30 protein-coding genes are annotated in these 22,766 nt (G+C 69.2%); 21 read left to right on the forward strand and 9 right to left on the reverse strand.

Going from position 1 to position 22,766, the window contains the following annotated elements; genetic code table 11:
* Positions 1–13 precede the first annotated feature (13 nt).
* Positions 14–1,324: an ABC transporter substrate-binding protein gene (locus tag Q0D57_RS03905; RefSeq protein WP_291038456.1), complete on the reverse strand. Its 1,311-nt coding sequence runs from the start codon at positions 1,322–1,324 to the stop codon at positions 14–16.
* A 147-nt stretch (positions 1,325–1,471) separates the two neighbouring features.
* On the opposite strand from Q0D57_RS03905, the gene Q0D57_RS03910 reads away from it, so the two are divergent.
* Together Q0D57_RS03910 and Q0D57_RS03915 are read left to right on the forward strand one after the other, a co-directional pair.
* Complete coding sequence (locus tag Q0D57_RS03910; protein ID WP_291038459.1) at positions 1,472–2,257, forward strand: IclR family transcriptional regulator; 786 nt, start codon at positions 1,472–1,474, stop codon at positions 2,255–2,257.
* A gap of 290 nt (positions 2,258–2,547) precedes the next feature.
* Positions 2,548–2,808, forward strand: a complete 261-nt coding sequence (locus Q0D57_RS03915) for a hypothetical protein (RefSeq protein ID WP_291038464.1) — start codon at positions 2,548–2,550, stop codon at positions 2,806–2,808.
* Here the strand turns inward: Q0D57_RS03915 and ppk2 are convergent.
* Entirely contained in the window at positions 2,805–3,647 is an 843-nt protein-coding gene (gene ppk2 / locus Q0D57_RS03920; RefSeq protein ID WP_291038466.1) for a polyphosphate kinase 2, read from the reverse strand. The two genes, Q0D57_RS03915 and ppk2, sit on opposite strands and share 4 nt — an antisense overlap.
* 136 nt (positions 3,648–3,783) lie before the next feature.
* On the opposite strand from ppk2, the gene Q0D57_RS03925 reads away from it, so the two are divergent.
* The 4 genes from Q0D57_RS03925 to Q0D57_RS03940 all read left to right on the forward strand — a co-directional run bounded on the left by Q0D57_RS03925 (position 3,784) and on the right by Q0D57_RS03940 (position 6,254).
* Positions 3,784–4,755 (forward strand): diacylglycerol kinase family protein, encoded by a 972-nt coding sequence (locus tag Q0D57_RS03925; protein WP_291038469.1) that lies wholly within the window; start codon positions 3,784–3,786, stop codon positions 4,753–4,755.
* 42 nt (positions 4,756–4,797) lie between these two features.
* On the forward strand, positions 4,798–4,965 hold the full coding sequence (locus Q0D57_RS03930; RefSeq protein WP_291038474.1) for a hypothetical protein: 168 nt from the start codon (positions 4,798–4,800) through the stop codon (positions 4,963–4,965).
* Between the two features lie 78 nt (positions 4,966–5,043).
* A complete protein-coding gene (locus Q0D57_RS03935) occupies positions 5,044–5,250 on the forward strand; it encodes a hypothetical protein (RefSeq protein WP_291038477.1) in 207 nt (68 codons plus the stop codon).
* 125 nt (positions 5,251–5,375) lie between these two features.
* On the forward strand, positions 5,376–6,254 hold the full coding sequence (locus Q0D57_RS03940) for a hypothetical protein (RefSeq protein WP_291038480.1): 879 nt from the start codon (positions 5,376–5,378) through the stop codon (positions 6,252–6,254).
* Between the two features lie 39 nt (positions 6,255–6,293).
* Here Q0D57_RS03940 and Q0D57_RS03945 read toward each other — a convergent pair whose 3' ends face one another.
* Positions 6,294–7,181, reverse strand: coding sequence for an NAD(P)H-binding protein (locus Q0D57_RS03945; RefSeq protein WP_291038484.1), 888 nt, complete (start codon positions 7,179–7,181; stop codon positions 6,294–6,296).
* 67 nt (positions 7,182–7,248) lie between these two features.
* On the opposite strand from Q0D57_RS03945, the gene Q0D57_RS03950 reads away from it, so the two are divergent.
* Positions 7,249–7,581, forward strand: coding sequence for a metalloregulator ArsR/SmtB family transcription factor (locus Q0D57_RS03950; protein ID WP_291038487.1), 333 nt, complete (start codon positions 7,249–7,251; stop codon positions 7,579–7,581).
* Positions 7,582–7,597: 16 nt separating this feature from the next.
* Here the strand turns inward: Q0D57_RS03950 and Q0D57_RS03955 are convergent, their stop codons facing one another.
* From Q0D57_RS03955 to Q0D57_RS03965, 3 genes are all read right to left on the reverse strand, one after another.
* The gene (locus tag Q0D57_RS03955; protein WP_291038490.1) at positions 7,598–8,662 is read right to left on the reverse strand and encodes a hypothetical protein; all 1,065 of its coding nucleotides are present in this window, start codon (positions 8,660–8,662) and stop codon (positions 7,598–7,600) included.
* Positions 8,652–9,197, reverse strand: coding sequence for a sigma-70 family RNA polymerase sigma factor (locus tag Q0D57_RS03960; protein ID WP_291038493.1), 546 nt, complete (start codon positions 9,195–9,197; stop codon positions 8,652–8,654). Before Q0D57_RS03960 ends, Q0D57_RS03955 begins: the two co-directional genes overlap by 11 nt.
* A gap of 82 nt (positions 9,198–9,279) precedes the next feature.
* The gene (locus tag Q0D57_RS03965) at positions 9,280–9,894 is read right to left on the reverse strand and encodes a TetR/AcrR family transcriptional regulator (protein ID WP_291038496.1); all 615 of its coding nucleotides are present in this window, start codon (positions 9,892–9,894) and stop codon (positions 9,280–9,282) included.
* A gap of 120 nt (positions 9,895–10,014) precedes the next feature.
* On the opposite strand from Q0D57_RS03965, the gene Q0D57_RS03970 reads away from it, so the two are divergent.
* The 7 genes from Q0D57_RS03970 (at position 10,015) to Q0D57_RS04000 (ending at position 13,651) form a co-directional block, all read left to right on the forward strand.
* Positions 10,015–11,142, forward strand: coding sequence for a zinc-binding dehydrogenase (locus tag Q0D57_RS03970; protein ID WP_291038499.1), 1,128 nt, complete (start codon positions 10,015–10,017; stop codon positions 11,140–11,142).
* 45 nt (positions 11,143–11,187) lie between these two features.
* A complete protein-coding gene (locus Q0D57_RS03975) occupies positions 11,188–11,691 on the forward strand; it encodes a hypothetical protein (protein WP_291038502.1) in 504 nt (167 codons plus the stop codon).
* Positions 11,688–11,834, forward strand: a complete 147-nt coding sequence (locus tag Q0D57_RS03980; RefSeq protein ID WP_291038505.1) for a hypothetical protein — start codon at positions 11,688–11,690, stop codon at positions 11,832–11,834. The genes Q0D57_RS03975 and Q0D57_RS03980 overlap by 4 nt, the downstream gene beginning before the upstream one ends.
* 85 nt (positions 11,835–11,919) lie before the next feature.
* Positions 11,920–12,384, forward strand: coding sequence for a hypothetical protein (locus tag Q0D57_RS03985; protein ID WP_291038508.1), 465 nt, complete (start codon positions 11,920–11,922; stop codon positions 12,382–12,384).
* Positions 12,385–12,471: 87 nt separating this feature from the next.
* Positions 12,472–12,753, forward strand: coding sequence for a hypothetical protein (locus Q0D57_RS03990; RefSeq protein WP_291038511.1), 282 nt, complete (start codon positions 12,472–12,474; stop codon positions 12,751–12,753).
* A gap of 138 nt (positions 12,754–12,891) precedes the next feature.
* Complete coding sequence (locus Q0D57_RS03995; protein ID WP_291038514.1) at positions 12,892–13,248, forward strand: hypothetical protein; 357 nt, start codon at positions 12,892–12,894, stop codon at positions 13,246–13,248.
* 82 nt (positions 13,249–13,330) lie between these two features.
* Positions 13,331–13,651 carry a hypothetical protein gene (locus Q0D57_RS04000; RefSeq protein WP_291038517.1) on the forward strand — a complete coding sequence of 107 codons (321 nt, stop codon included), beginning with the start codon at positions 13,331–13,333 and terminating at the stop codon, positions 13,649–13,651.
* Here Q0D57_RS04000 and Q0D57_RS04005 read toward each other — a convergent pair.
* A complete protein-coding gene (locus tag Q0D57_RS04005; protein WP_291038520.1) occupies positions 13,641–14,513 on the reverse strand; it encodes a CPBP family intramembrane glutamic endopeptidase in 873 nt (290 codons plus the stop codon). The two genes, Q0D57_RS04000 and Q0D57_RS04005, sit on opposite strands and share 11 nt — an antisense overlap.
* A 142-nt stretch (positions 14,514–14,655) precedes the next feature.
* Here Q0D57_RS04005 and Q0D57_RS04010 point away from each other — a divergent pair, with 142 nt between their 5' ends.
* From Q0D57_RS04010 to Q0D57_RS04035, 6 genes are all read left to right on the forward strand, one after another.
* A complete protein-coding gene (locus Q0D57_RS04010) occupies positions 14,656–15,216 on the forward strand; it encodes a hypothetical protein (protein ID WP_291038523.1) in 561 nt (186 codons plus the stop codon).
* Positions 15,213–16,643: an NAD(P)/FAD-dependent oxidoreductase gene (locus tag Q0D57_RS04015; protein WP_291038526.1), complete on the forward strand. Its 1,431-nt coding sequence runs from the start codon at positions 15,213–15,215 to the stop codon at positions 16,641–16,643. Before Q0D57_RS04010 ends, Q0D57_RS04015 begins: the two co-directional genes overlap by 4 nt.
* 51 nt (positions 16,644–16,694) lie before the next feature.
* Positions 16,695–17,003, forward strand: coding sequence for an EthD family reductase (locus Q0D57_RS04020; protein ID WP_291038529.1), 309 nt, complete (start codon positions 16,695–16,697; stop codon positions 17,001–17,003).
* 118 nt (positions 17,004–17,121) lie between these two features.
* Complete coding sequence (locus Q0D57_RS04025) at positions 17,122–17,718, forward strand: TetR/AcrR family transcriptional regulator (RefSeq protein ID WP_291038531.1); 597 nt, start codon at positions 17,122–17,124, stop codon at positions 17,716–17,718.
* A gap of 119 nt (positions 17,719–17,837) precedes the next feature.
* Entirely contained in the window at positions 17,838–18,689 is an 852-nt protein-coding gene (locus Q0D57_RS04030; RefSeq protein WP_291038534.1) for a MerR family DNA-binding transcriptional regulator, read from the forward strand.
* A 132-nt stretch (positions 18,690–18,821) separates the two neighbouring features.
* Positions 18,822–20,021: an ATP-binding protein gene (locus Q0D57_RS04035; protein WP_291038537.1), complete on the forward strand. Its 1,200-nt coding sequence runs from the start codon at positions 18,822–18,824 to the stop codon at positions 20,019–20,021.
* 16 nt (positions 20,022–20,037) lie between these two features.
* Here the strand turns inward: Q0D57_RS04035 and Q0D57_RS04040 are convergent, their stop codons facing one another.
* Positions 20,038–20,964 carry an SDR family NAD(P)-dependent oxidoreductase gene (locus Q0D57_RS04040; protein ID WP_291038540.1) on the reverse strand — a complete coding sequence of 309 codons (927 nt, stop codon included), beginning with the start codon at positions 20,962–20,964 and terminating at the stop codon, positions 20,038–20,040.
* 171 nt (positions 20,965–21,135) lie between these two features.
* Here Q0D57_RS04040 and Q0D57_RS04045 point away from each other — a divergent pair, with 171 nt between their 5' ends.
* Complete coding sequence (locus Q0D57_RS04045) at positions 21,136–21,798, forward strand: hypothetical protein (RefSeq protein ID WP_291038543.1); 663 nt, start codon at positions 21,136–21,138, stop codon at positions 21,796–21,798.
* Here Q0D57_RS04045 and Q0D57_RS04050 read toward each other — a convergent pair whose 3' ends face one another.
* Positions 21,799–22,755, reverse strand: a complete 957-nt coding sequence (locus Q0D57_RS04050) for a GGDEF domain-containing protein (RefSeq protein ID WP_291038546.1) — start codon at positions 22,753–22,755, stop codon at positions 21,799–21,801. It lies immediately after the preceding gene.
* Between the last annotated feature and the right edge of the window lie 11 nt (positions 22,756–22,766).

Below are 22,766 nucleotides of genomic sequence, written 5' to 3' on the forward strand. Positions count from 1 at the left end.
GTTTCGGCGAGACTTACTTCGAGACGCCCGAGAACGGGTCGCCGCCCTCGTCGACCTCCGTGATGGTGGCGACCTGGGTGAGCTGGCAGTCCTTGATCGTGTAGGCGCCCATGGGCTTCACCGGCAGGTGGGTCTCCTCGTCGATCGACATGGTGCCCACCTCGTCGGCGCTGCCGCCGTAGACCGACTGGAAGGTCGGATCCGCAGCGAGCGCGGCCTGCAGCTGCTCACCGCTCGTGGGGTCGCCGCCGTCGGCGACCACGCGGTTGACGAGCTCCCAGAACACGAACATCTCCTCGTAGTAGTTCGCCGCGAAGATGTCCGGGTTCTTGCCGTAGGCATCCTTGTACTCGGTCACGAACTGCTCGTTGAACGGGTTGGGGTTGGCCACGTCGTAGTTCTCGCCGAGGGCGATGACGGTGTCGAACTCCTCGGGAGCGAGCTTGCAGACCTCCTCGCCGCCGGTCTCGGACGAGACGACGGGAGCCGTGACGCCCGCCCGGCGGAGGGCCTTCATGAAGGTGGCGTTGTCGCCGCCCTGCTCGAAGATCCAGATCACGTCGGGCTCGGCCGACTGGATCTTGGCGATGATCTGCCCGAAGTCGGTCAGGCCCACCTCGTGCTGCTCGTTGAGCACGACCGTGCCGCCGGGGGCGACCTCGGGCCAGATCTCGGGTATGAGCTTGGTCTGGGCGTTGATGCCGTTCTCGAGCGTGCCCACGACGGCCATCTTCGTGGCCTCCGGGTAGGTCTGCGCCACCCAGGCGAGGCCGCCGGGGATGCTGGGGTCGGCGAACAGCTGGCGGGTGTTCCAGAGGTAGTCCTTGCCGATCTGGCCGGGGCTCGTGCCGCCGCCCTGCAGGGTCAGGATCTTGTTCTGCTGCACGAGCGGGATGATGGCCTCGGAGACACCGCCGAACGATGTCTGCAGCACGTTGATGCCGTCCTGGCTGATGAGCTTGCGCGCCGCGGCCACGGCCGCCGGCACGCTCCCGCTCTCGTGGTCGCCGATCGCGATCTCGAAGTCGGGGCCGCAGGCCGCGAGGATCTGCTCCGCAGCGAGCTTCGCCCCGTTGCTCATGACCTCGCCGTACGACGATCCGGATCCGGTCATCGCGAGCAGCATGCCGACCTTGACGGTCACGCCCTGGCCGCCGGCCTCGCCGCCCTCGCCGAAGATGCCGTTGATGGCCGTGTCGCCGTCGCACGCGGCGGCGGTGCCCGAATCGCTCGAGGCGCAGGAGGCGAGACCGACGGCCAGCGCGGCGACCGCTGCTGCGGCCGTGAACCGGCGGGCCCGGGAAATAAAGGTGGAGACTGTCATAGTGCTTCCCTTATTGGTAAGTTCTTACTCGACACTGAGTCTTCCGGATTGCGGAACGCGTTTCCGGAACACGGGAAGCTTCTCCTGAGCGACCACTAATGTCAAGTCACTACAGAGAAGTAGTCACCACAGGGACGAGAGAAGGACATGACAGCTGACGCAGAACCGGTTCTGGACCCCAAGAACCACGTCGCGTCGGTCGCGAAGGCGATCCGGCTGCTGGAACTGTTCACCCACGAGCAGCCCGAGCTGAACCTCGAGACGATCGTGCGGCGCAGCAAGCTGACCCGCACGACGACCTTCCGACTGCTCGCCACCCTCGTGCTCGTGGGCTGGGTCGAGCGCAACGGCGACAACTACCGCCTCTCGCTGCAGGTGTTCCGGCTCGGATCGACCGCCGTGGGCAGCGTGGAGCTGCGGCACGAGGCGCGAGCGGTGATGACCGAGCTGGCCGGGAAGTCCGGGGAGGATGTCTACCTCGTCGTGCCGGACGGGCCGCGCGCGGTGTGCCTGGAGCGGATCGAGGGGCGCTCGAACGTGCGCATGATGGCGCTCGACGTGGGCAAGTCGCTGCCGCTCTACATCGGCGGTGGTGGCTGCGCGCTCCTCGCGGAGCGCGAGTCCGAGCTGCTGCCGCTCGTGCTCGCCGAGGGCGACATGACCACGGCGACCGGTCAGCACCTGGAGGTCGACGAGCTGAAGCGCCGACTGGAGCAGACCCGTGAGCGCGGCTACTCCGTGAGTCTCGAGGACGTGACGGCCGGCGTCGGAGCGCTCGGAGCCGTGGTCCGGAACGCGCGGGGCGTGGCGGTCGCGGCCGTCAGCGTGGGCGCCATGCTGACCACTCTTCTCCCCCGCCAGGACGAGCTCGCCGAGGCGGTCACCTCGGCGGCCGCCGACATCTCGTCCCGCCTCGGCTACACCCGCCGCTAGGTTCGTCGCTCCGTCCTGCGGACGGGTCGCCCACCTGACAGTAATTGCGCCGAAACGCGCCGACTTGGCACATCTTGTGTCAAGTCACGCCGAATAGGCGCGCCTACTGTCAAGTCGCGCGTTCCCCACCCCAGACGAGCTCGAGTCGGCCGTCAGGCGGTCGCGGCCGTGCGTCTGGGCTCCTGGCCCAGGGCGCGACCAGGGTTGTCATTCAGGAACCAGGCCTACGATAGGGTCCCTCGGCCCAGACCTCGCCGGGAGCCATCCGCTCATCGACTCCAGAGGTCATCATGCCGCTCGTCATCACGGTCAACCACGACCAGTTCATCCTCCGCGACCCGGATGCCATCAGCCGGGTGCGCGCCGATCTCGAACAGGCCGTCCGCGCCGGCGGGCGCCTGGTCGCCCTGAGCGACGTGCCCGAAGGGCCGGAGCTGATGATCACGCCGGCCACGCATGTGCGCATCGACCTGCTCACCGAAGCCCACGACGAGCGGCACGACGGCCCGGACTTCATCGACTTCGACCAGTACGCGCCCGCGGCGTCCTAGCGCGCGCCCTGCAGGGTGCGGGCGTGGTCCGGCACGTACTGGTGCCGCTCGCGCGCGGGTCGTTCGTAGGTGTTCGACACCGGGCGGCCCGGGATCTCGATCGGCTCCGGATCGCGGTGCTCGTAGGGGATCTGCGAGAGCAGATGGTTGATGGTGTTGAGGCGTGATGCGCGCTTGTCGTCGCTCTCGATCGTCCACCAGGGCGCATCCGCGTGGTTGGTGGCCTCGAACATCTCGTCCTTCGCGCGGGAGTAGTCCTCCCACCGGGTGATCGACTGGATGTCGGTGTCCGAGAGCTTCCACCGCCGCATCGGGTCGTCCAGCCGCGAACGGAACCGCTCCTCCTGCACGTCGTCGGAGACCGAGAACCAGTACTTGATGAGGATGATGCCGTCTTCGACGAGCATCCGCTCGAAGACAGGCGTCTGCCGGAGGAACAGCCGGTACTGCTCGGGCGTGCAGTAGTCCATGACGCGCTCGACCCCGGCCCGGTTGTACCAGGAGCGATCCATCAGCACGATCTCCCCGGTGGTCGGAAGGTGCCGGATGTAGCGCTGGAAGTACCACTCGCCCTTCTCCTGCTCGCTCGGCGTGGGCAGAGCCACCACCCGCGCGGAGCGGGGGTTGAGGTACTGAACGATCCGCTTGATGGCACCGCCCTTGCCGGCGGCGTCGCGGCCCTCGAAGATCACGACGACCCGGGCTCCGGTCTCGATCACCCACCGCTGCATGGTGACGAGCTCGACCTGGAGCCGTTCGAGCTCTGCTTCGTAGAGGTCCCTCCGGATCCGCTTGCTCGACGTGCTGCTGCTCTTCGACGACTTCGACGACTTCGGCATGGCCCGATCCCAGCTGTCCTCGCGAGGACATCGACGGTCGCCTGATACGGCGCGAATCGGAACGCTACGCCTGTTGGGACGATTCCGCGCGGGGTAGCGTCGAAATGGCCCCGCACTCGCCGCCACTGGAGGTTCCATGACCGACACCCGCCCGAAGATCGCCGCCGTGATCTACAACCCGATCAAGGTCGACCTCGACGCCCTCCGCGACGCCGTCACCGTCGAAGCCGCGGCGGCGGGCTGGGGCGAGACGCTCTGGTTCGAGACCTCCGTCGACGACGTCGGCCAGGAGGTCACGAAGCAGGCGCTCGAGCAGGATGTCGACCTCATCATCGCCGCCGGTGGCGACGGCACCGTCCGTGCCGTCGCCGAGGCCGTCCGGGGTCATGCGACGCCCGTCGCGCTGCTGCCCTCCGGCACGGGCAACCTGCTGGCCCGTAATCTGAAACTCACCCTCGACGACATGCCGAACTCGGTCGCATCCGCCTTCACCGGCACCGATCGCAGCATCGACCTCGGCGTCATCGACATCGAGCGCGCCGACCGCTCCCGCGACCGGCACGTGTTCGTGGTCATGGCCGGCATGGGCATCGACGCGAAGATGATCAAGAACACCGACGACGACCTCAAGGCCAAAGCCGGTTGGGCCGCCTACGTCGACGCGATCGTGAAGTCGCTCCGCGACCCGGACGAGCTGCACCTGCGGTTCCAGCTCGATGGCGGCAAGCCCAAGCGCGCCACCGTGCACACCGTCATCCTCGGCAACTGCGGCTCGCTGCCGGCGAACATCCTCCTCATGCCCGATGCCGTCGTCGACGACGGTCTGTTCGACCTCATGCTGATGCGGCCGGGGAGCGCCCTCGGCTGGATCCGGCTCTGGGTGAAGGTGGCCTGGACCAACGGCGTCGTGCGCCGCACCAAGGCCGGCAAGGCCCTCGCGGGTGAGCGCCGCAACGACGGCGACCTGCACTACGAGACCGGCAAGCGGTTCATCGCCCGCCTCTCCCGCCCCGAGGAGATCGAACTCGACGGCGACGGCTTCGGCAAGGCCACGGCCTTCAACGCCTGGATCGAGCCCGGAGCCCTCACCGTGCGCGTGCCCGCCTGAGCCTGATCGAGGATCGATGCCCGGCCGACGAGAGGACACCCCGTGCCCCTAGGACCCACCCCGTTCGACACCGTGATGATCCTCCTTCCCATCTGGCTCCCGGCTCTGGTCATCGGGCTGGGGCTGCAGTGGCTGGTGATCCGCGGTGCCGTCCTGTCTGCGCTCCGCCGGCATGCGAGCGACCAGCACCGACCCCGCGACCCGGAGTGACCGACCTGCGGTCGAAACCTGGTTCTGGCGCGATGTCAAGTGATCAGCGGCAGTTCTTTCAGGCCGAATACTTGAAGCATGTGGCGAGACAGGAAGCGGCGCACCCCCGTCGCGGCGGTGACGACCAGGGATGATCCCTATGCGGCCTATCTGGCCTGGATCGGCGAGGGTCGCCCTTCGCTCGGGCCGGCGGATCTGCTGCTCCCCATTCCGATTCCGGCGGCCGACGACGTCCCGGAGGACGCGATCGGTGGCCGGGGAATCCTCGTGCGGTCCGCAGCCTGAGCTCCCACGATCCTGTCGCGCTCCCTGGGGAGCGGTCCCCATGGCGGCGGTGACCTCGCCACCGCACAGTAGGGGGTGGCACCGGAGCGATCCTGCGCGGTGCACGTCGGAAACGGGGGGCGGCAATGTCGCGCGGCATCATCGGGCTGTACATCGCCGGGAGTGTGCTCTCGCTGGCGGCGGTCGCGCTGTTCGTGGGGTACTGCTGGCACTCCGCGCAGGTGAGCGACCGGCTGTTCTCCCTCGACGCCAACGCCGTCATCGGCATCGAGTTCCTCCTGTTCACACTGGCGACGGCGGCCATCCTGATCGCCCAGTTCTCGCACCGCGGCCGCGCGGCCCGCAACCCCGAGGGCGGCATCTCGGGCACGGGCTCGAACCTCGTCGATGTCACCAGGCGCAGCTACCTCGAGCGGGTGCTCTGGATGCTCGTGCCCCTCACCGCGTGGGCGGCGATCTTCTTCACTCCCCTGCTCATCGCCAACTCCGGGCAGCCCTGGGACTGGGACGCCTACCACCCCGGCACCTACGCCGAGATCGTCGTGATCGCCAACGCCTTCGCGGCCGCCGGCGTCTTCGGGACCATGCTGCTCTCGCTGATCAAGGCGCTCTGCCACGACCTCGCCGACCGCCTCGGGCTCACGCCCAGGCGCACGACGGTCGTGAGGAGGACCAAGAACGGAAAGGGGAAGAAGGGGAAGGGCAAGGAGAAGGGGAAGACGAAGGTCGTGACGTCGTGGCCGAATGGGCAGCGCTCATCGGGGCTCTGGCTGTTCCTGTCGTACATGTGGCGCCTGGAGCTCGTCTTCGGCTTCATCGCCGTGGGGTTCCTCGGCGGCCTCCCCTACGCGCTCGTCGGCGGCGAGGGCTACCCGGCCGCCGACGTGTGGGCGCCCATCGCTGCGGCGGTGCTGGGCGCGGCGGCGCTCGTGATCGCCGCGAACTCCTGGCGTTCCGGCGAGCCGCTGACCGCCGCGGAGTCGCTCACCACGGGAGTTCTCTGAGCCGCCGCACCCAGGCCCACGGCCAGGGCCTCCGTCGGATCAGCGGCGCGCGAGACGCAGATCCTGCATCCCGAAGCGTCCGACAGGCAGCGCCGCCCGGATCAGCTCCTCGCTGAAGGGCGACGACGGGCGGATGCCGGCCGGCGGCTCCGGCGCGAACGGTGCCGCCTCGTTCACGCCCTCGGCGAGCATCCGAGCCTGAGCCTTGGCCACGAGAGGGGTGACCATCACCCACTCGGTCAGCTGCGCGAGAGCCTTGATCGCCCACACCGGAAGCGGCACATACAGCGGCCGCTCCCCCGCCACACCGGCGATGCGCCTCACCGCGGCGCCGAGTTCGAGCTCCTCCGCGCCCATCACGGCGACCGTCGGATCGGGGATCCGGCCGTCGAGGGCTGCGAGCAGCACGCCCACCGCATCCTGCACCGGGATCGGGCGCACCTTCTTCTCCGTGTAGCCGACGGTGCCGAACACGGGCCAGGTGCGCACGGCCTTCGTCACGTGATCGATCATGTGGTCGCCCGGGCCGTAGATCATGCCCGACTTCAGGATGGTGTGGTCCAGGCCCGAACCCCGGATCAGCTCCTCCGCAGCCCACTTCGTCTCGTGGTAGGCGGATCCGGTGTCGGGCCGGGCGCGCAGGAAGCTCAGCATCACGATCCGTTTCACGCCGGCCCGCTGTGCGGCCTCGATGACGGCGCGGGTGCCCTCGACGTGCACCCACCGGAACTTCTGCTCGCCGATCTCGCGGTTGATGCCGGCGCAGTGGGCCACGGCGTCGCAGCCCGCGAAGGCGGCGGTCAGGGCCTCGACGTCGTCGATCTCGACGCCCGTGCGGCGCGAGACGATCACGGTGTCGGCGGGGTCGAGGCGTTCGGCCAGATGACGACCCACGAATCCGGATCCCCCGGTGACGGCTACGCGCATGGCGACACTCCTTTGCTTATTAGCTATGTGGCTACACTGTAATGAGCTCATGTGCTAAATTGCAACCATGACAGATTCCGCCTCCGACATCTTCGCGGCACTCGCCCACCCGACGAGGCGGCAGATCCTGCAGGACCTGAAGGACGGCGAGCTTGCGGCCGGCGAGATCGCGTCGCGCTTCAACGCGACCGGCCCCACCATCTCCCGCCACCTCGGCGTGCTCCGCCAGGCGGGCCTCGTGAGCGAGCGCCGCGACGCGAACCGCATCCTCTACTCCCTCGTCGGCGAGCGCCTGGCCCTCTCGGTCGGCGACTTCCTCTCGACCGTCTGCCCCGAGCAGATCGTCCTCCGCGAGGTCCGCAAGCGCGCCCCGGGCCCCGCCGCGGAGGCCCGCGCCTAGCCCTTCCGCCGGCGCTTCAGCATCCGCCGACCGTGAGTGGCAGGGTGCCGACCGGGGCCTCCTCGGTCGGGGTCTGCCGGTAGCTCGCCGACCACTCGAGGTGCCAGGAGTCCGGGGCGATGTCGGCCGATCGAGACACGGGATACATCGCGGTGTTTCCACTGACGACGATGGTCGCGTTCCCTTGACCGTCCGCTCGGCCGAGCCCTCCGAAGGAGAAGCTCGTCGGCCTACCGGTCTGCCTGCCCGACACGAAGACGACCTCGCCCGGCTGGAGCCCCGAGAAGCTGACCGGCAGACCTGCCTCACCACTGACGAGCTGCTCCGGTTCGATGCAGGAGGGAGCCGTCACGGTCACCGACGCGATCGGGAGGAACTCGATCCCCAGCGGCTCGCTGAGCAGCAGCGGATCGGCGAAGCCCGGGACCGAATCGTCGAACGGCGGGCCGTCTCCCGCGTCCACCCGCACGTAGCTCCCGAGGAGATAGCCGCTCTCGCCGCTCTCGGTGAAGTTCTGCGGGAAGACGTCGGGCGTCCAGGTGAGTGAAGCAGCGCCGTTCGGGTCGGTCGCCACTGTGACAGGGCTGCTGAAGACGGAGAAGTAGGGCCGCGCCGCATCGGGGCCGGATTCGCCGCGATAGCGGGAATCGATCGAGAGCGCATACTCCGTGTTCGGGGCGAATCCCGAGAGGTTCGCCGTGACTCCGGCACCCCAGTCACCCGGACTGAAGACGGAGTCGCCGACGGTCAGTGTCGGTGTCACGGGAACCGGCGGTGCGGTCGTCGGAGCGGCGGTCGGTTCCGGAGTCGGCGACGAGGTCGTGGGCACGGGCACCACGGGCGCCCCGTCGCCGCTCCCCGAGCCGAGGAACCCGAGACTCAGGGCCACGGCGCCGCCCGCGGTTCCCAGCCCGAGCACGATGAGCACGGCCACGACGACCGCACCCCACCGGAATCGGCGCCTCGGCACGGAGACGGCCTGGGGCAGGACCGCGGGGTCCTCGGCGTTCTGGAGGACGTTCTGGCTGATCCGGCCGAGAAGTCGCTCGAATTCGTCGCCAGTGGGTGGCTCAGTTCTCATTGTCGATCACCGCCTTTCGGAGCTTGTCTCGGCTGCGGGAGACCCGCTGCCGCACGGCACCCACGCTGATGCCGGTCGCTTCCGCCGCCTCGGCATAGCTGCGTCCCTCGATGAGACAGAGTTCGCACACCCGCCGGTCTAGTGGAGACAGCCGCGCGATCTCGTCGGTGACCCAGCGCAGACGATCGCGGGCCTCGTGGTCGTCATCGAGGATGAGCACGTCGGCCGGGAGCTCATCGGCGGCGTGCCGCGCGCGGGCCCGGTTGAGGTTGAGGGCCGTGTTCCGGCACGTCACCAGCAGCCACGGGAGAAGGGAGCGGTCGAGCACCTCGATGCTGTCCGACTTCCTCCAACAGGTGAGGAAGGTGTCCTGCACCACCTCTTCGACGTCCTGCTGGTTCGCGACCAGCGCCCACGCGTACCGGGTGACAGCGGGCGAATGGCGCCGTAGCAAGCCGGCCAGTGCCCCTCTGTCCCCCGTCGCCGCGCCTCTCAGCAGCTCGGCGTCCGAACCATCATCGACGTCCACGCGCACCCCCTCACTATAGGAATGTCGCTCCTGGGGAAATGATCACGAATCCGCCCGGGAGCCGTGCTCCGCGATGCGGCTCGCTGGGCTAGGCGGTCTCGTCGGTCAGCCACCGGGGCAGGAGTTCAGCGAGGAAGTCGATCATCTGCGCCTCCGTCCGGCCGGCGGGGTCGGCGACCCAGTCGAGCAGCGCGCCGACGGCCCCGTGGGCGGTGAAGTCGGCCGCGGTGCGGTAGAACGCCTCGGAGGCGTTCGGCCGTTCCGCGCGGATCGTGTGCTGCAGGCTCGAGGCGAGATCGCTCGCGAAGCGCTCGCGCACGCGCTCCGCCGCCGGAGCGGCGAGGGCGTAGAGGAAGAACGGCCGCTCCTCGAGGGCGCCGCGCAGCAGGTCGGCGAGGCCGATGCGCACGATCTCGGACCGGCGGAGCGCAGATTCCGACCGCCTCTCGATGTCCTTCACCGTCAGCGCATCGAAGAGCTGGTCCACGGCGGCCACGGCGACGTCGCCCACGGTGGCGAAGTGCGTGTAGAAGGTGCTCCGCCCCACGTTGGCGCGGGTGCAGATCGCCGCGACCGAGACCGGCCGGTCCGACCGGAGCAGCTCGCGGCAGGCGGCGACGATGTCCCGTCGGGTGCGCGCCACCCGCGGGTCGGATGCCACGGCGAGCTGTCGCCGGCGTCCCTCCTGCCCCGAAGTCGTCATCCCCCCATCCTCGCGCATGCCTCACTTTGTAGACGAGTGTCTAGCAAATGGGGGTAACGTGAAGAGAGCGGCCAGACACCGATGTCCGCCGCGTTCGGTTAACAGAGAGGCCGGTCAGCCATGAAAGCATCAGTCGTCCGCGAGTTCGGCGGAGGGTTCCACACCGAAGACGTCACCCTGTCCGATCCGGTCGGTCGCGAGGTGCTCGTCGAGGTGAAGGCGTCGGGCCTCTGCCACAGCGACGAGCTCGCCCAGTCCACCAATCTCGGCTTCGACGTGCCGGTGGTCTTCGGCCACGAGGTCGCGGGAATCGTGACGGCCATCGGCGATCAGGTCAGGGACGTCGCGGTCGGCGACCATGTCGTCGGATGCCTCGTGCAGTACTGCGGCGCCTGCATCCAGTGCCTCACCGGCAGCGTCAATCTCTGCCTCCACCCCGAGGCCACGGTCCGTGAGAACCGGATCACCGACGGCGAAGGCCGTGAGGTCAACCAGGGCATGGGGCTCGGCGGCTTCGCCGAGTACGCGCTCATCCATGAGAACCAGCTCGCCAAGGTCCCGGATGCCATGCCGTTCCCGCAGGCCGCCCTGCTCGGCTGCGGTGTCGTCACCGGCGCCGGCGCCGTCATGAACACCGCCAAGGTGCAGCCCGGCCAGACCGTGGCCATCATCGGCACCGGCGGCGTGGGCACGAACGCCATCAGCGGCGCTGTCATCGCGGGCGCCAGCAGGATCATCGCGATCGACGTCGCCGACGACAAGCTCACGAACGCGCGTCACTTCGGGGCGACCGACACGGTCAACTCGCGTGAGGTCGACGCCGTCCAGGCCGTCAAGGACCTCACGGGCGGCCTCGGCGCCGACTTCGTGTTCGACTTCGTGGGAGCACCCGGCGTCACCCGATCCGGATTCGACATGCTCGCGCAGGGCGGCGGCCTCTACCTGATCGGCGTGCTCGACCCCACCAACAGCATCGAGCTCTCGTCGTTCGAGCTCCTCGGCGGCCGCAAGCGCGTGGAGGGCGTCTACATGGGCTGGCTCGACCAACCCGAAGCGCGACATCCCCATGATCGCGGAGCTCTACCTGCAGGGCCGCTACAAGCTCGACGAACTCGTCTCCAAGGAGATCTCGATCGACGAGATCCAGGCCGGCTACGCCTCCCTCCGCGACCCGAAGATCAACCGCGTGGTGATCACGAGCTTCTGACGCCCCCGGCCTGTGGAGATCATGCGTTCTCCACAGGTTAGAGGTGGAAGGCGGTCAGGAGAGCCCCAGCATCGTAGGGTGCCGCAATGGTTGCATCGGCGAAGTTCTGGGCGAGGGCGAAGCCTGCGCGGTCCCACGCTGCGGTCAGCGTCCTAGGCCTGACCGTCGGTTTCGGGGCGCGCAGCTTCCTTCCTCCGTTCGTCATCGACGACGAGTTGTGGCGGGAGATGCTGGCGGGCCCTCCGCTCGGCGGGGCATTCGCGGTGGTGGCCGCATCCATCGCCTTCTTCCCTGCGTTCCGTTCGACTCGCATCGCTCGAGAGAATGCGGCCCGGGAGCAGTGGTGGAAGCGGGCGGAGTGGGCACTTGCCCAAGCTGGTTCTGACAGTCGCAGCGGCCGGGAGGTGGCCAACGACGCTCTTGTGGCCCTGTCCGAAGAAGCGACTCGCATGGAGTTCAGGATGATCTTCCGCACTATCGAGAACCTGCAGAGCGCCGCAGGCCTGGACGCCGGCGTCGAGCGCGAGGAAAATGAACGGCGGAGGAGGTACGTGCCATGGGTCAAGTCAGTGAAGGGTGGGCGCAGGTGAGCAGCCTGCAGCGCCGCATCGCCGCCGGCCAGGCCGAACCGATCAGTGATCGAGAACGAGCTCAGCTCCAAGAGCTGCGCGAGGTCTACATCCGCCGTTTCGGCACCGAGCCCGACTCCCCTCAGAACCCCGAGCCCGCCTGAGTTTCCGCGAGGCTAGAGGTCGGGGCTAGCACTCCGACCGCGTCGAGGCCTCCGCTGTCGATCCCTTCCGACGAGGCGCATGCCGGTGCCACGCCGAAGAGGGCCAGACCGTGCTGCCACAGGTTCACATCCGGATGCGCAGGAGCCGTCTCTGCTCGGCTGGGCGGTGCGCTCGGGAGCCATGATCGTGGCCGGCGCTGCGGTGATCGTCGGGAGCGCGAGCCTCCTGGGCCAGGCTCAGCCCACGCAGCCCGGCCCGTCGGACGACGCCCGCGCGAGCTGCGCCGCCTTGCAGGATGAGGTCGGATCGCCGACGACGACGGCCGCCGCGGAGAAGGCGGTGACCGACGCGGCGAAGGCAGCCGGATTCGACGTGGAACGCGAGGACACGAGCTCCGAGAGCGTCGTCGAACTCCCGAGCGGTGACACCACGGTCACCGTCGACGTCGTGACCTGGACGGTGACGGACGGACCCGAGACCGTGGCCGCCTTCACCTGGACGACGAGCGGCTCGGTCCCCGGCCGCTTCACCGGCACCTGCGCCGAGTGACCGTGGGCCGCCCGTCCGCCCGCCGCGTGCGCCGGTCGGCGCTGCGTCCCGCGGCGCCGGGGCGTACGCTCCCCCGTGGGGGTGGACATGAACGACGGCAGGAGCCTGATCCAGCAGCGGATCGCGATCAGCAGACGACGCACGATCGGCTTGGTGATCGTGGTGGTCGCGGCACTGTTCCTCGGAGTCGAAGCGGTTCTGCTCCTCACGGGCCCGCCCGACGGCGCCTTCCGATGGTTCACCTCCGTGGTGATGGTGGGGTGGCTCGCGGTAGGCATCTCCCAGCTGGTCGTCGCGCGGCGCCGTCGGAAGAGCTTCGAAGCAGAGCACGGGCCCGATGCCGGGATGCAGCGGCCGGTAGGACGGTGACGGATCCGGATCCGGATCCGGCGACAGGGCCGCATGGGGAGCCCTCCCCATCGCCCCGCGTGCCGTGAGCTCGTAGTGTCGGGGCAGCGCACGAGCCGCCCGGTCGGGCCGGTGCGACGACGCGGAGGGGGCGAGCGGATGCGGGATCGGAGGTACGCGACGTCGGCCGGCGTGGTCGCGCTCGTCTGGCTCCTCGGCATCCTCCCGTCGGTGGTGGGCCTGTGGCTGCTCGGCATCACGAAGAGCGTCGCTCAGAGCGGGTTCGAGCACGAGGTCGGCTGGAGCATCCCGCAGGGCCTGCAGCCGGATGTGCTCCCCGGCACCCGCTTCAACCTCGTCGCGTCGTCGGTGACCTGGTGGGTGGGCATCGAGTCGTTCTGGGTCTGCCTCCTGGGTCTCCCGCTGGCCGCGATGCTGCTCTGGATCCTGTCATCGCGTCGTCGCCCGCCGCTAGGCTCGACCCGCCAACCACCACCGGGGGAATCACTCACATGACCATGAATCCGTACACGCCTGCCACCCCGCCTCCAGGCGGCCAGCCCCTCGTGCGCTTCGGCGACATCTCGTTCACGGATCAGTGGGTCATCACCCCGCAGGGCACGTTCCCCTCGCGAACACCCAGATCTACATCACGGATCAGACCCGCACCGAACGCTTCATCCCCACCTGGGCCATCGTGCTCGCCGTGATCGGTTTCTTCTTCTTCCTCCTCGGGCTCCTCTTCCTTCTCGTCAAGGAGACCCGGGTCACCGGATTCATGCAGATCACCGTCACGAACGGCACCTTCACCTACCAGACGGGCGAGCCGGCCGGCTACAACCCCGCGGCCCAGCTCTACGAGCTCCAGACCCGCGCCAACTACGCCCGCGGCCTCGTAGCCCGAGCCGTCACCCAGTAGCTCCGCCCGGGCGCCCCACCGCCGCGCGGTTCTTCACGAGGAAGATGGCCGCGAGGGCGAGCACGACGTAGGCGATGCTGAAGAGGCCCGCGATGCTGAGCAGGCCCGAGGAGCCGGCGGCGGCGGAGTGGGTGTCGATGCCGCCACTGGCGAGGATGGTCGTGGGATCGGTCGCGGCGTGCAGCAGGATCACCCAGACCAGGCGGCCCGTGACGCGCAGCGAGAGATACATCATCGCGCCGAAGCCGAAGGCGTAGACGACGGTGATCGCGACGGTCGCGACATCCTGCCCGCTCACGAGGTTGCCGGCATGGAGCAGCGCGAAGTAGAGCGACGAGAGCACGAAGACGAGCCGCTCGTGGTGGCCGCCGCCCCGGAGCATCCGGATGACGATCCCGCGGGTGGCGAGCTCCTCGGTGAGTCCGATGCAGAGGCCGAGGAAGAGGATCGCCAGCACCTGGGCCACCGACCACGCCGACCACTGGGTGGCCACGAGTCGTACGACGATCGGGATGAGCACCAGCACGACGGCGACCCACATCCACGCCCGCCCCTCGACCGGCTGCCGGGCGAAGAGCGGGCGGACCCAGCCGAGCGACCGCGCGAACAGCAGCAGGACGAGCCCCGCGAGAAGTATCGGCACCGCCACCCCGAAGAGCACGCTGAGCGGCGTGGAGAGGATGTCGTCGCGCACGACCAGGCCGGCGGCAAGAGTCGTGACGGCAAGTCCGATGAGCTGGTAGACGCCCCAGTAGACGGCGATGAAGAGCAGCGCCTTCCACCAGGTGCCCGCGTTCCAGAACCGGGCCCAGGCGGATCGGGGCTCCCGCTCCTGATCGACTTCGAGTCCGTGTTCCGTCATGACGCCCCCGTTCGTCGTCCCTCCCGTAGGACGTCGAAACCAGCCTAGGGGGGCGCGCTGCTTGCGCTGCGCTCCGCGAAGTCGTAGTCTCCTCGTTAGTAGACGTACTAGTTCGTCTACTAACACCGAAGAGAAAGATGCCGTGACCGATCTCACCGCGGCTCCCCCCGCCCAGGGCTACGCACTCCGCCGCCTCTACTTCATCCGCTTCGCGTTCGCCCTCGTCTGGGCGGGCGTGCTCATCGCGACCGCCGCCGCCCAGGGCCCGCTGCTCACCGTGCTCGTCGTGGTCTACCCCCTCGTCGACGCGGCTTCCGTCGCCTGGCAGCTCCGCTCCGAGGGCAAGGGCGCATCACCCCGGATCGCCGAGACCCTCAACATCGTGCTGAGCCTCGCCGCCGCGATCGGGCTCGGCATCCTCTCGACCATCTCCGTCGGAGCGGTCCTCGCCGGCTGGGGCGTCTGGGCGATCCTGTCCGGCATCACCCAGCTCGTCACGGCACTCCTGCGCCGCAGCGCCGGCGGCCAGATCCCCCTCGTCGTCAGCGGAGCGATCTCCGTGCTCGCCGGAGCCGCATTCCTGGCCTCGGGACTCCAGGGTGGTTCGAGCGCCATCGGGATCGGCGGCTACGCCGTCCTCGGTGGCATCTTCTTCCTCATCGCCGCCATCCGCCTCAGCGTGGTCCTGCGGAGGAACGCATGAACGCCGCGTCGGAACCCGACAGCGACTACGACTACGACTACGACCTGATCGTGATCGGCGCGGGCCCGGTGGGCGAGAACGTCGCCGACTACGCCGCCCGCAAGGGCGTCAGGGTCGCGATCGTGGAAGCAGAGCTCGTGGGCGGCGAATGCTCCTACTGGGCGTGCATGCCGTCGAAGGCGCTGCTGCGGAGCGGGCACGCCCTCCGCGCCGCCCAGCGTCTCGCCGGCTCCCGCGAAGCCGTCACGGGCGCCCTCGACCCGGCCGCCGTGCTGGCACGCCGCACCGAGTTCACGAGCAACTGGAACGACGACGGCCAGGTCGGCTGGCTCGACTCCGTCGGCGTCGCACTGATCCGCGGCCGGGGCCGGCTGGCCGGCCCTCGCCAGGTCGCCGTGGGCGACCGCATCCACACCGCGAAGGCCGTCGCCATCGCCACCGGCTCCGTGCCCGTCCTCCCCCCGATCCCCGGGCTCGCCGAGGCGGGCGCGTGGGGAACCCGGGAGGCGACCTCGGCCGATCACGTTCCGACGAGCCTCGCCGTCATCGGCGGCGGCGTCGCCGGCACCGAGCTGGCCTTCGCCTTCGCGTCGCTCGGCTCGCAGGTCACCCTGCTGTCGAGGGATCCGCTGCTCGCCCGCGAAGAGCCGTTCGTCGGCGAGCTGGTCGCGGCAGCCGCCACGGCCGAGGGCATCGACGTGCGCACCGGAGTGGGCTTCGACCGGGTCGACCGCGACGCCGACGGAACCGTCCGCATCGCGCTCGCCGACGGCACCGAGGTGACCGCCGCCGAGGTGCTCGTCTCCACCGGCCGCCGCCCGAGCACCGACGATCTGGGGCTGGACGCCGTGGGCATCCCGGCCGGCCGCGCCCTCGAGGTCGACGAGACCATGCTCGTCCGCGGCACCGACTGGCTCTACGGCGTCGGCGACGTGAACGGGCGCGCGCTGCTCACCCACCAGGGCAAGTACCAGGCGCGCGCCGCAGGCGAGGCCATCGCCGCCCGCCTCGCCGGTGATCCCGTCGACGACGGAGCGTGGGGACTGCACGCGGCGACCGCCGACCAGGCCGCGGTCCCCCGCGTCGTGTTCACGGATCCCGAGGTCGCCGCCGTCGGACTCACCGAGGCGCAGGCCCGCGAGCGCCGCCACGACATCCGCACGGTCGAGTACGACATCGGCTGGGTCGCCGGCGCCAAGCTGCACGCCGACGGCTACACCGGCCGGGCGAAGCTCGTCGTCGACGAGGAGCGTGGAGTCATCGTCGGCGCCACCTTCGTGGGCCAGGACGTCGCCGAGCTGCTGCACTCGGCCACGATCGCCATCGTCGGGGAGGTTCCCCTCGAGCGACTCTGGCACGCCGTGCCCGCCTACCCCACCATCAGCGAGATCTGGCTGCGCCTGCTCGAGACGTACGGCAGGCCCTGACCGCAGCGTCACCCCACCATCCCACCCACAGAACACGAACAAGGAGACACCATGACCACCACGATCGAGATCATCATCGACAACCTCGACGACACCGAGGCGTTCGAGCAGGCGCTGCCCGACCTGCTCGAGAAGGCGCGCGCCCTGCCCGGCCTCCGCGGCCTCGAGTCCGGCCGCGTCTGGCCCAAGGACGACGGCACCCCCACCCCCGCCTACCGCACCCTCGCCCTCTCCTTCGACGGCTACACCGAAGCCTCCGCGGCCGCCGCGTCGCCCGAGGGGCAGGCCTTCTTCGGCACGGTCGTCGGTGCCACCGGCGGCAGGATCACCGGACTCTTCCTCGACGTCGAGTCGGTGTGAGCGACTGACAGCACCCACGAGCGCCGTGCTCCGGATCCTCGATCCGTGGCACGGCGTTCCGGTGGGCATAGCCTTGACGGTGAGCACGCCGTCACCCGAGCGGCGAGAGAGGCCGGACGTGACCGAGACCGCCACCGCCGCACCCGTCGGCCGGGGCCATGAGGGGGCCGCCCGCAAGCGCATCCTCGATGCCGCCGCCGACCTGTTCTACTCCCACGGCATCCGCGGCACCAGCGCCGACCGGATCATCGAGGCGGCCGGCATCACGAAGGTCACCTTCTACCGCCACTTCCGCACCAAGACCGACCTCGCGGTGGCCTACCTCGAGCAGCAGGCCGCGGCCGAGCGCGGTGCCTTCGACGCCGCCCGCGCCGACGTCGACCCCGCGGGTGCGCTGCAGAACATCGCCCGCCTGATCGGCACCATGAGCTGTCTGCCCGGTTTCCGAGGCTGCGCCTTCATCAACGCTGCCGCCGAGACCCCCGACGCAGATGATCCCGTGCGAGTGGTCGTCGATGCGCATCGCACCTGGACCCGCGACATGTTCGCCGGCATCGCCGCCGCGGCGCAGGTGCCCGACCCCGACAAGACCGCCCGCCAGCTCCTGATGCTCCGCGACGGCGCCATGGTGGGCGGCTACCTCGGCGAGCCCGACGAGATCAGCGACACCCTCCAGGCCGCCTACCTCGACGCCCTCGCCGCCGCCCGCTCCTGAGGCTCAGACCCCGAGTCGCGGCAGCGCTCGGCGGCCGCAGCGCCTCGATGACGCCGGTGTGGCAGTGCCGGTCGTGCCGGGTTTGACCCTCCCCCTAGGGGAGAGGGGATGCTGGACTCATGTTGGGAATCGGTGAGTTCGCGGGATTGACGGGGCTGAGCGTGAAGGCGCTCCGCCACTACGACGAGAAGGGCGTGCTGGTGCCGGCCGACGTCGACGACCGGTCGGCGTATCGCCGCTACGCGGAGGGCCAGGTGCGCGCGGGCGTCGTGATCCGTGCGCTCCGGGATGCCGGCGTGCCACTGCCCGCGGTGTCGTCGGCGGTCTTGGGCGGCGAGACGGGCGAGGCCCGCGAGGCCCTCGAGAGCCACCGCCGTCGCATCCTGGAGCAGCGCGACCGCGAGGACCAGGCCTTCCGCGCGGCCGAAGGCGTGCTGCGCGGCCTGGCGGTGCCCGTGGACGTGAGGGAGCGCTCCATGCCGGCCCAGCACTTCGTCGGTCAGGTCATCACCGTCCCGGTGGACGACGCCGACGAGCTGTCGGACGACGACGCCAACCAGGTGTTCGGCGCCCTGTTCGCGACGCTCCACGCATCCGGTCTCGGGCCTTCCGGCCCGTTCTGGACGACGCTGCGGGCGGGCGAGCTCGGAACCGCCGAGCTCGTCTGCTGCTGGCCGACATCCTCCCCCGTGCCCGAGAGCGTCTGCGGCCCCGACAGCTTCGCCGGGCTGCTCCCGCCCCGCACCGAACTGGTGGCCACCTGGAGGCCGCTCGAGGGCGAGGAACTCCCGGAGGGCACCCTCCACCCCGCCATCGTCGCCCTCTTCGACTCCCTCGCCGATCGTGCGCTCGGCACGATCGGCGGCGAGTCCCGGGGTTGGATCGACGGCGTGACCGAGGTGCGGCAGACCGTCCTCGGCGAGAGCGAAGCCGACTACGCGGTCGAGGTCTCGCTCACGGTCTCCCGCTGATCTTCCGCTTGATCGCTCCGCTTCGGCAGCGAGCTGCACGCCCGAGCCGCCGACCTGATCGCGGGTTGCTAGCGCTGCGGTATCCAGATTATTATTTTATGCAAAAGAGTGCGCATAAGTGCAAGGAGCAGCATGGCCAACCCGTTCACGCCGGGATTCGGGACGCCACCGACAGTGCTCTACGGCCGCGAGACCGAAATGGATCTCATCGACCGCACGTCCTTCACACTTGGCGCCAAGCACCCTGCCCATAGTCGTGCGACGATCATCACAGGTAACCGAGGCATCGGCAAGACGACCCTGCTCACGGCCACCGTGCGCCGCGCTCAGGGTATGGGTATCCCCGTGCTGCGCGTAGGTGCCAAGCGTGGATTCCTGGACGACGTCCACTACGCAGTGGATTGGCTCGTCGATGAGCTCGGTCGCAAGCCCAATCTCTCACTCGCAGAGATCAACGTCGGTCTCACCGCGTTCGGTGTCGGCATCCCGGGTGCGAAGCTGACACGGAAGAAACGCGCCGCGGATGCTCACAAGCGTCCGTTCGGTGCCTCGATGCGAGTGCTCATCGATCTGCTGGTGAAGCGGAAGATGTCCGGTCTCCTCATCGTCATCGATGAGATGAACTTCAAACACGCCCGAGACACCACTCTCGAGCACATCGTCTCCTTCTCAAGCGCCTACCAGTCCCTGATCGAGGACGATCTGCCGGTCGCCGTGGTCATCTCCGGGCTGCCCATCCCCATCGAGCGTGCTCGCCGGAACCAGCACATCTCTTTCCTGACGCGGGCCGAGGAGATCCGACTCGACGAGTTCACCTACCAGGAGAGCCAATCGGTCATCCGCGCCATCGCCCTCGCGTCCGATCTGCTGATCACCGACAGCGCGGTCGAGAAGATGGCAGCACTCAGCCGAGGCAACACCTACATGATCCAGGAGATCGGGTACCTGGCTTACGAACGCTCGGGCGGCGATTTGATCGACGTCGAGCACGTCCTGGCTGTCCGCGACGCCTTCCTCGAGAAGGTCATCGGATCTGTCGCGGGAGTCGCCTACGAGGAACTGTCTGCAAAGCAGAAGCTGATCATCCGGACCATCGCTGAGCATCCCGAGATCACCCCGAAGGAGATGGCCCGCGTGCTCGGCACCGCTGAGACGAGCCTGCCCGGCTACCGGAGAGATCTGGTGGATGCCGGCATCCTGGTGGCCGACCCCGTCGTGCGGGGTCGCTTCATCATCGCGTTCCCGTACATGAAGGAGTACGCACTCCGACTGAAGAACGAGGGTGCAGATAGCGCGACGTACGACCGGGTCACCGGATTCCCGGACGTCTGAGGAACTGTGGTATTGATCAGCGGCCGCCGGCGTCCTCCTCCTTCATGCGCGCACGGATGCCGCCGTCGACAGTGGTGCCGGCGGCGACGGGCTCGAAGATCGAGCCGTCGGTCGCAGGGAGCTCATCACCCTTCTTCGATTCGCCGTCGGCGGTCTTGGCCGAGAGCCGCTCGGTGAGGTCCGGGAAGAGGTGGTGGGACAGGTTCGCCGTGCGGGCCTTGGCGCCGACGGGCTGCTCCTCCTTCGGATCCGTGCAGGCGGCGACGATCGCGTCGACGACGATCTGAGGGTCGTCCATCGCGGCCATCCGGGCGGTGTGCCCGCTGTAGTTGGCGGCGTGGGTCCACCACGGCGTGTCGACGGCCCACGGCATGATCGTCCCGACCTTGATCCGATCCTGGTCACCCACGAGCCGCAGCTCCTCGTTCAAGGAGCGGCTGAGACTGAGCACACCGGCCTTCGTGGCCGCATACGAGGACTGATAGGCCAGCGGCACCTCGCTGTCGATCGAGCCCACGTTCACGAGCACCCCGGACCCCTGCGAGCGGAACTGCCTGATGGCGACGTGGGCACCGTAGATGAGGCCCTTGAGGTTGACGTCCACGAGGCGGGCATGCGCGTCGAGGGGGATGTCCCAGAACATGCCGATCGCGCCGATCCCCACGTTGTTGACCCACACGTCGATCCGCCCGAACCGCTCGAGCGCGCTCGCGGCCAGCGCGGTGACGGCATCCGGATCGCTGACATCGGTCGGCACCGCGAGCGCCGTCCCGCCGTCGGCCGCGATCTCCGCGACCACCTCATCGAGCACTGGACCGCGGCGGGCCGCGACGACCACCTGCGCGCCCCGTCGCGCCAGCTCGACGGCGCCACCGCGCCCGAAGCCGCTCGAGGCGCCCGCGATCACGATCGTCTTCCCGGCTACATCGTCTGTTCTGCTCATCACTCGCCCTCTCGTCGTTCGCCTCACCGTACGACCGATGCGCGCAACCGGCCATCGCCCCTAGGCCGGGCGGTTGCCCGTGTGGGCCGTGGGGTGTACGTGACACCTGTCACCCGCTTCGGTGACACCGTGTCACTTCACGCCCGAGGCCCGGCAACGTGGACTGGATGCATGACAACCGACACCGCAACCGCCGCACGCCCAGGGGCTGTCCCCCTCTGGCGACGCCCCTTCCGGATCGTGCGCGAGAACGGACGCGCCTACCTCGTCCTGAACCTCGCGGCCTACGGTCTCACGCTCGGGGGGCTGGGGGTCGGGCTCCTCTTCCCCGAGCTCCAGGCGGCCCGCTCCACGGCGCTCGAAGACGACGGCACGGGCGAGCTCGTCCGCGACCTCGTGAACACCCCACCGCTCTTCGCCCTCATGATCCTCGCCGTGAACGTCCTCCGGCTGAGTCTCGCGACCATCGTGCTGCCCTCCCTCATCGTGCCGTTCTCGGGGTTGGCGCTCTTCGCCTACTGGGCCGTCGAGACCGGCATCACGCTCGCGCCGACGACCGCAGCGGGAGGGGTCGCCCTCATCCCGCACTCCCTCACGATCCTCATCGAGCTCCAGGCCTACGTGCTCCTCCTGCTGGGCGTCTACCTGCTCGGCCGCAACTGGCTGCTCCCCCACCGCGTAGGGGCCGCCAACCGCCGCCAGGGGTACGCACGAGGGCTCCGCAGCCTCGGCCTGCTGGCGCTGCCGGCGGTCGCGCTCCTCATCGTCGGCGCCGTGTGGGAGGCGTACTCGCTGCGCTACCTCGTCCATCCACTGAGCCAGCTGCTCCTCTGATCAGAGGCCTTTGCGATGCTGCTTCTGCGCGTAGAGGGCGCTGTCGGCGCGGTCGCGGATGGTGTGCGCCGTGTCATCGGGGGTGCCCGTGGCCAGCCCGTACGACCAGTGCTCGTGGACGTCTTCCCGGATGCCCTCGAGCAGCTCCGCCGCCTGCGACGACTCCATGGCCGGGAGCACGAGCAGGAACTCGTCACCCCCGATGCGCACCACCGAGCCGAGCGGCCGCACGTGGGCCCGCAGTGATGCCGCGAACTCCACCAGCAGCTGGTCCCCCGCTGAGTGGCCCCGCTCGTCGTTGATCCTCTTGAAGTCGTCGAGGTCGAGGATGGCGATCGTCACGGGCGCACCGGTCCGGGCGGCCCGCCCCAGCTCCACATCGATGCGCTCGTCGAGCCCCGCGCGGTTGAGCACTCCCGTGAGCGGGTCGGTGCTGATCTCACGGTCGAGCCGCACGCGCAGGAACGACGCCGCCTCGAGGCAGAACACCGACGCCAGCATCAGGTTGAGCCACACGATGCCGATCTGGTCCTGCGTATTCACGACGAGTGCGGCTCCGGATGCGGCGAACGCGACGCCGGTGATGACCCGCGCCGGCAGCCGACGGAACGACCACCCGAGATAGCAGGCCACCATGGGCCACAGCACGAGGTTGTTGACGGTGCCGATCGGCGCGGTGGACACGGCGACCTGCAGCGTCGTGACCGCGAAGAACACGCACGCGCCCGCGAACCCCACCACGCGAACAGACCGATCCCCCAGCACCAGCGGAACCGCCGCGACGACGACGGTCACCACCACCCACACCCACGTCCACGCACTCCCGAGCCCGCCACCCGAGGGCGACGTCAGCGCATCGATGAGCCCGCTCCCCACGATGACGGCCCCCAGCGCCGACGTGACCCACCCGAACGGCGTCACCTTCCGCCCCACCGACACCGCTCTGATCTTCTCCATGCGCTCCCCCG

The sequence above is a fragment of the Herbiconiux sp. genome, assembly GCF_023264895.1.
Classification (GTDB): domain Bacteria; phylum Actinomycetota; class Actinomycetes; order Actinomycetales; family Microbacteriaceae; genus Herbiconiux.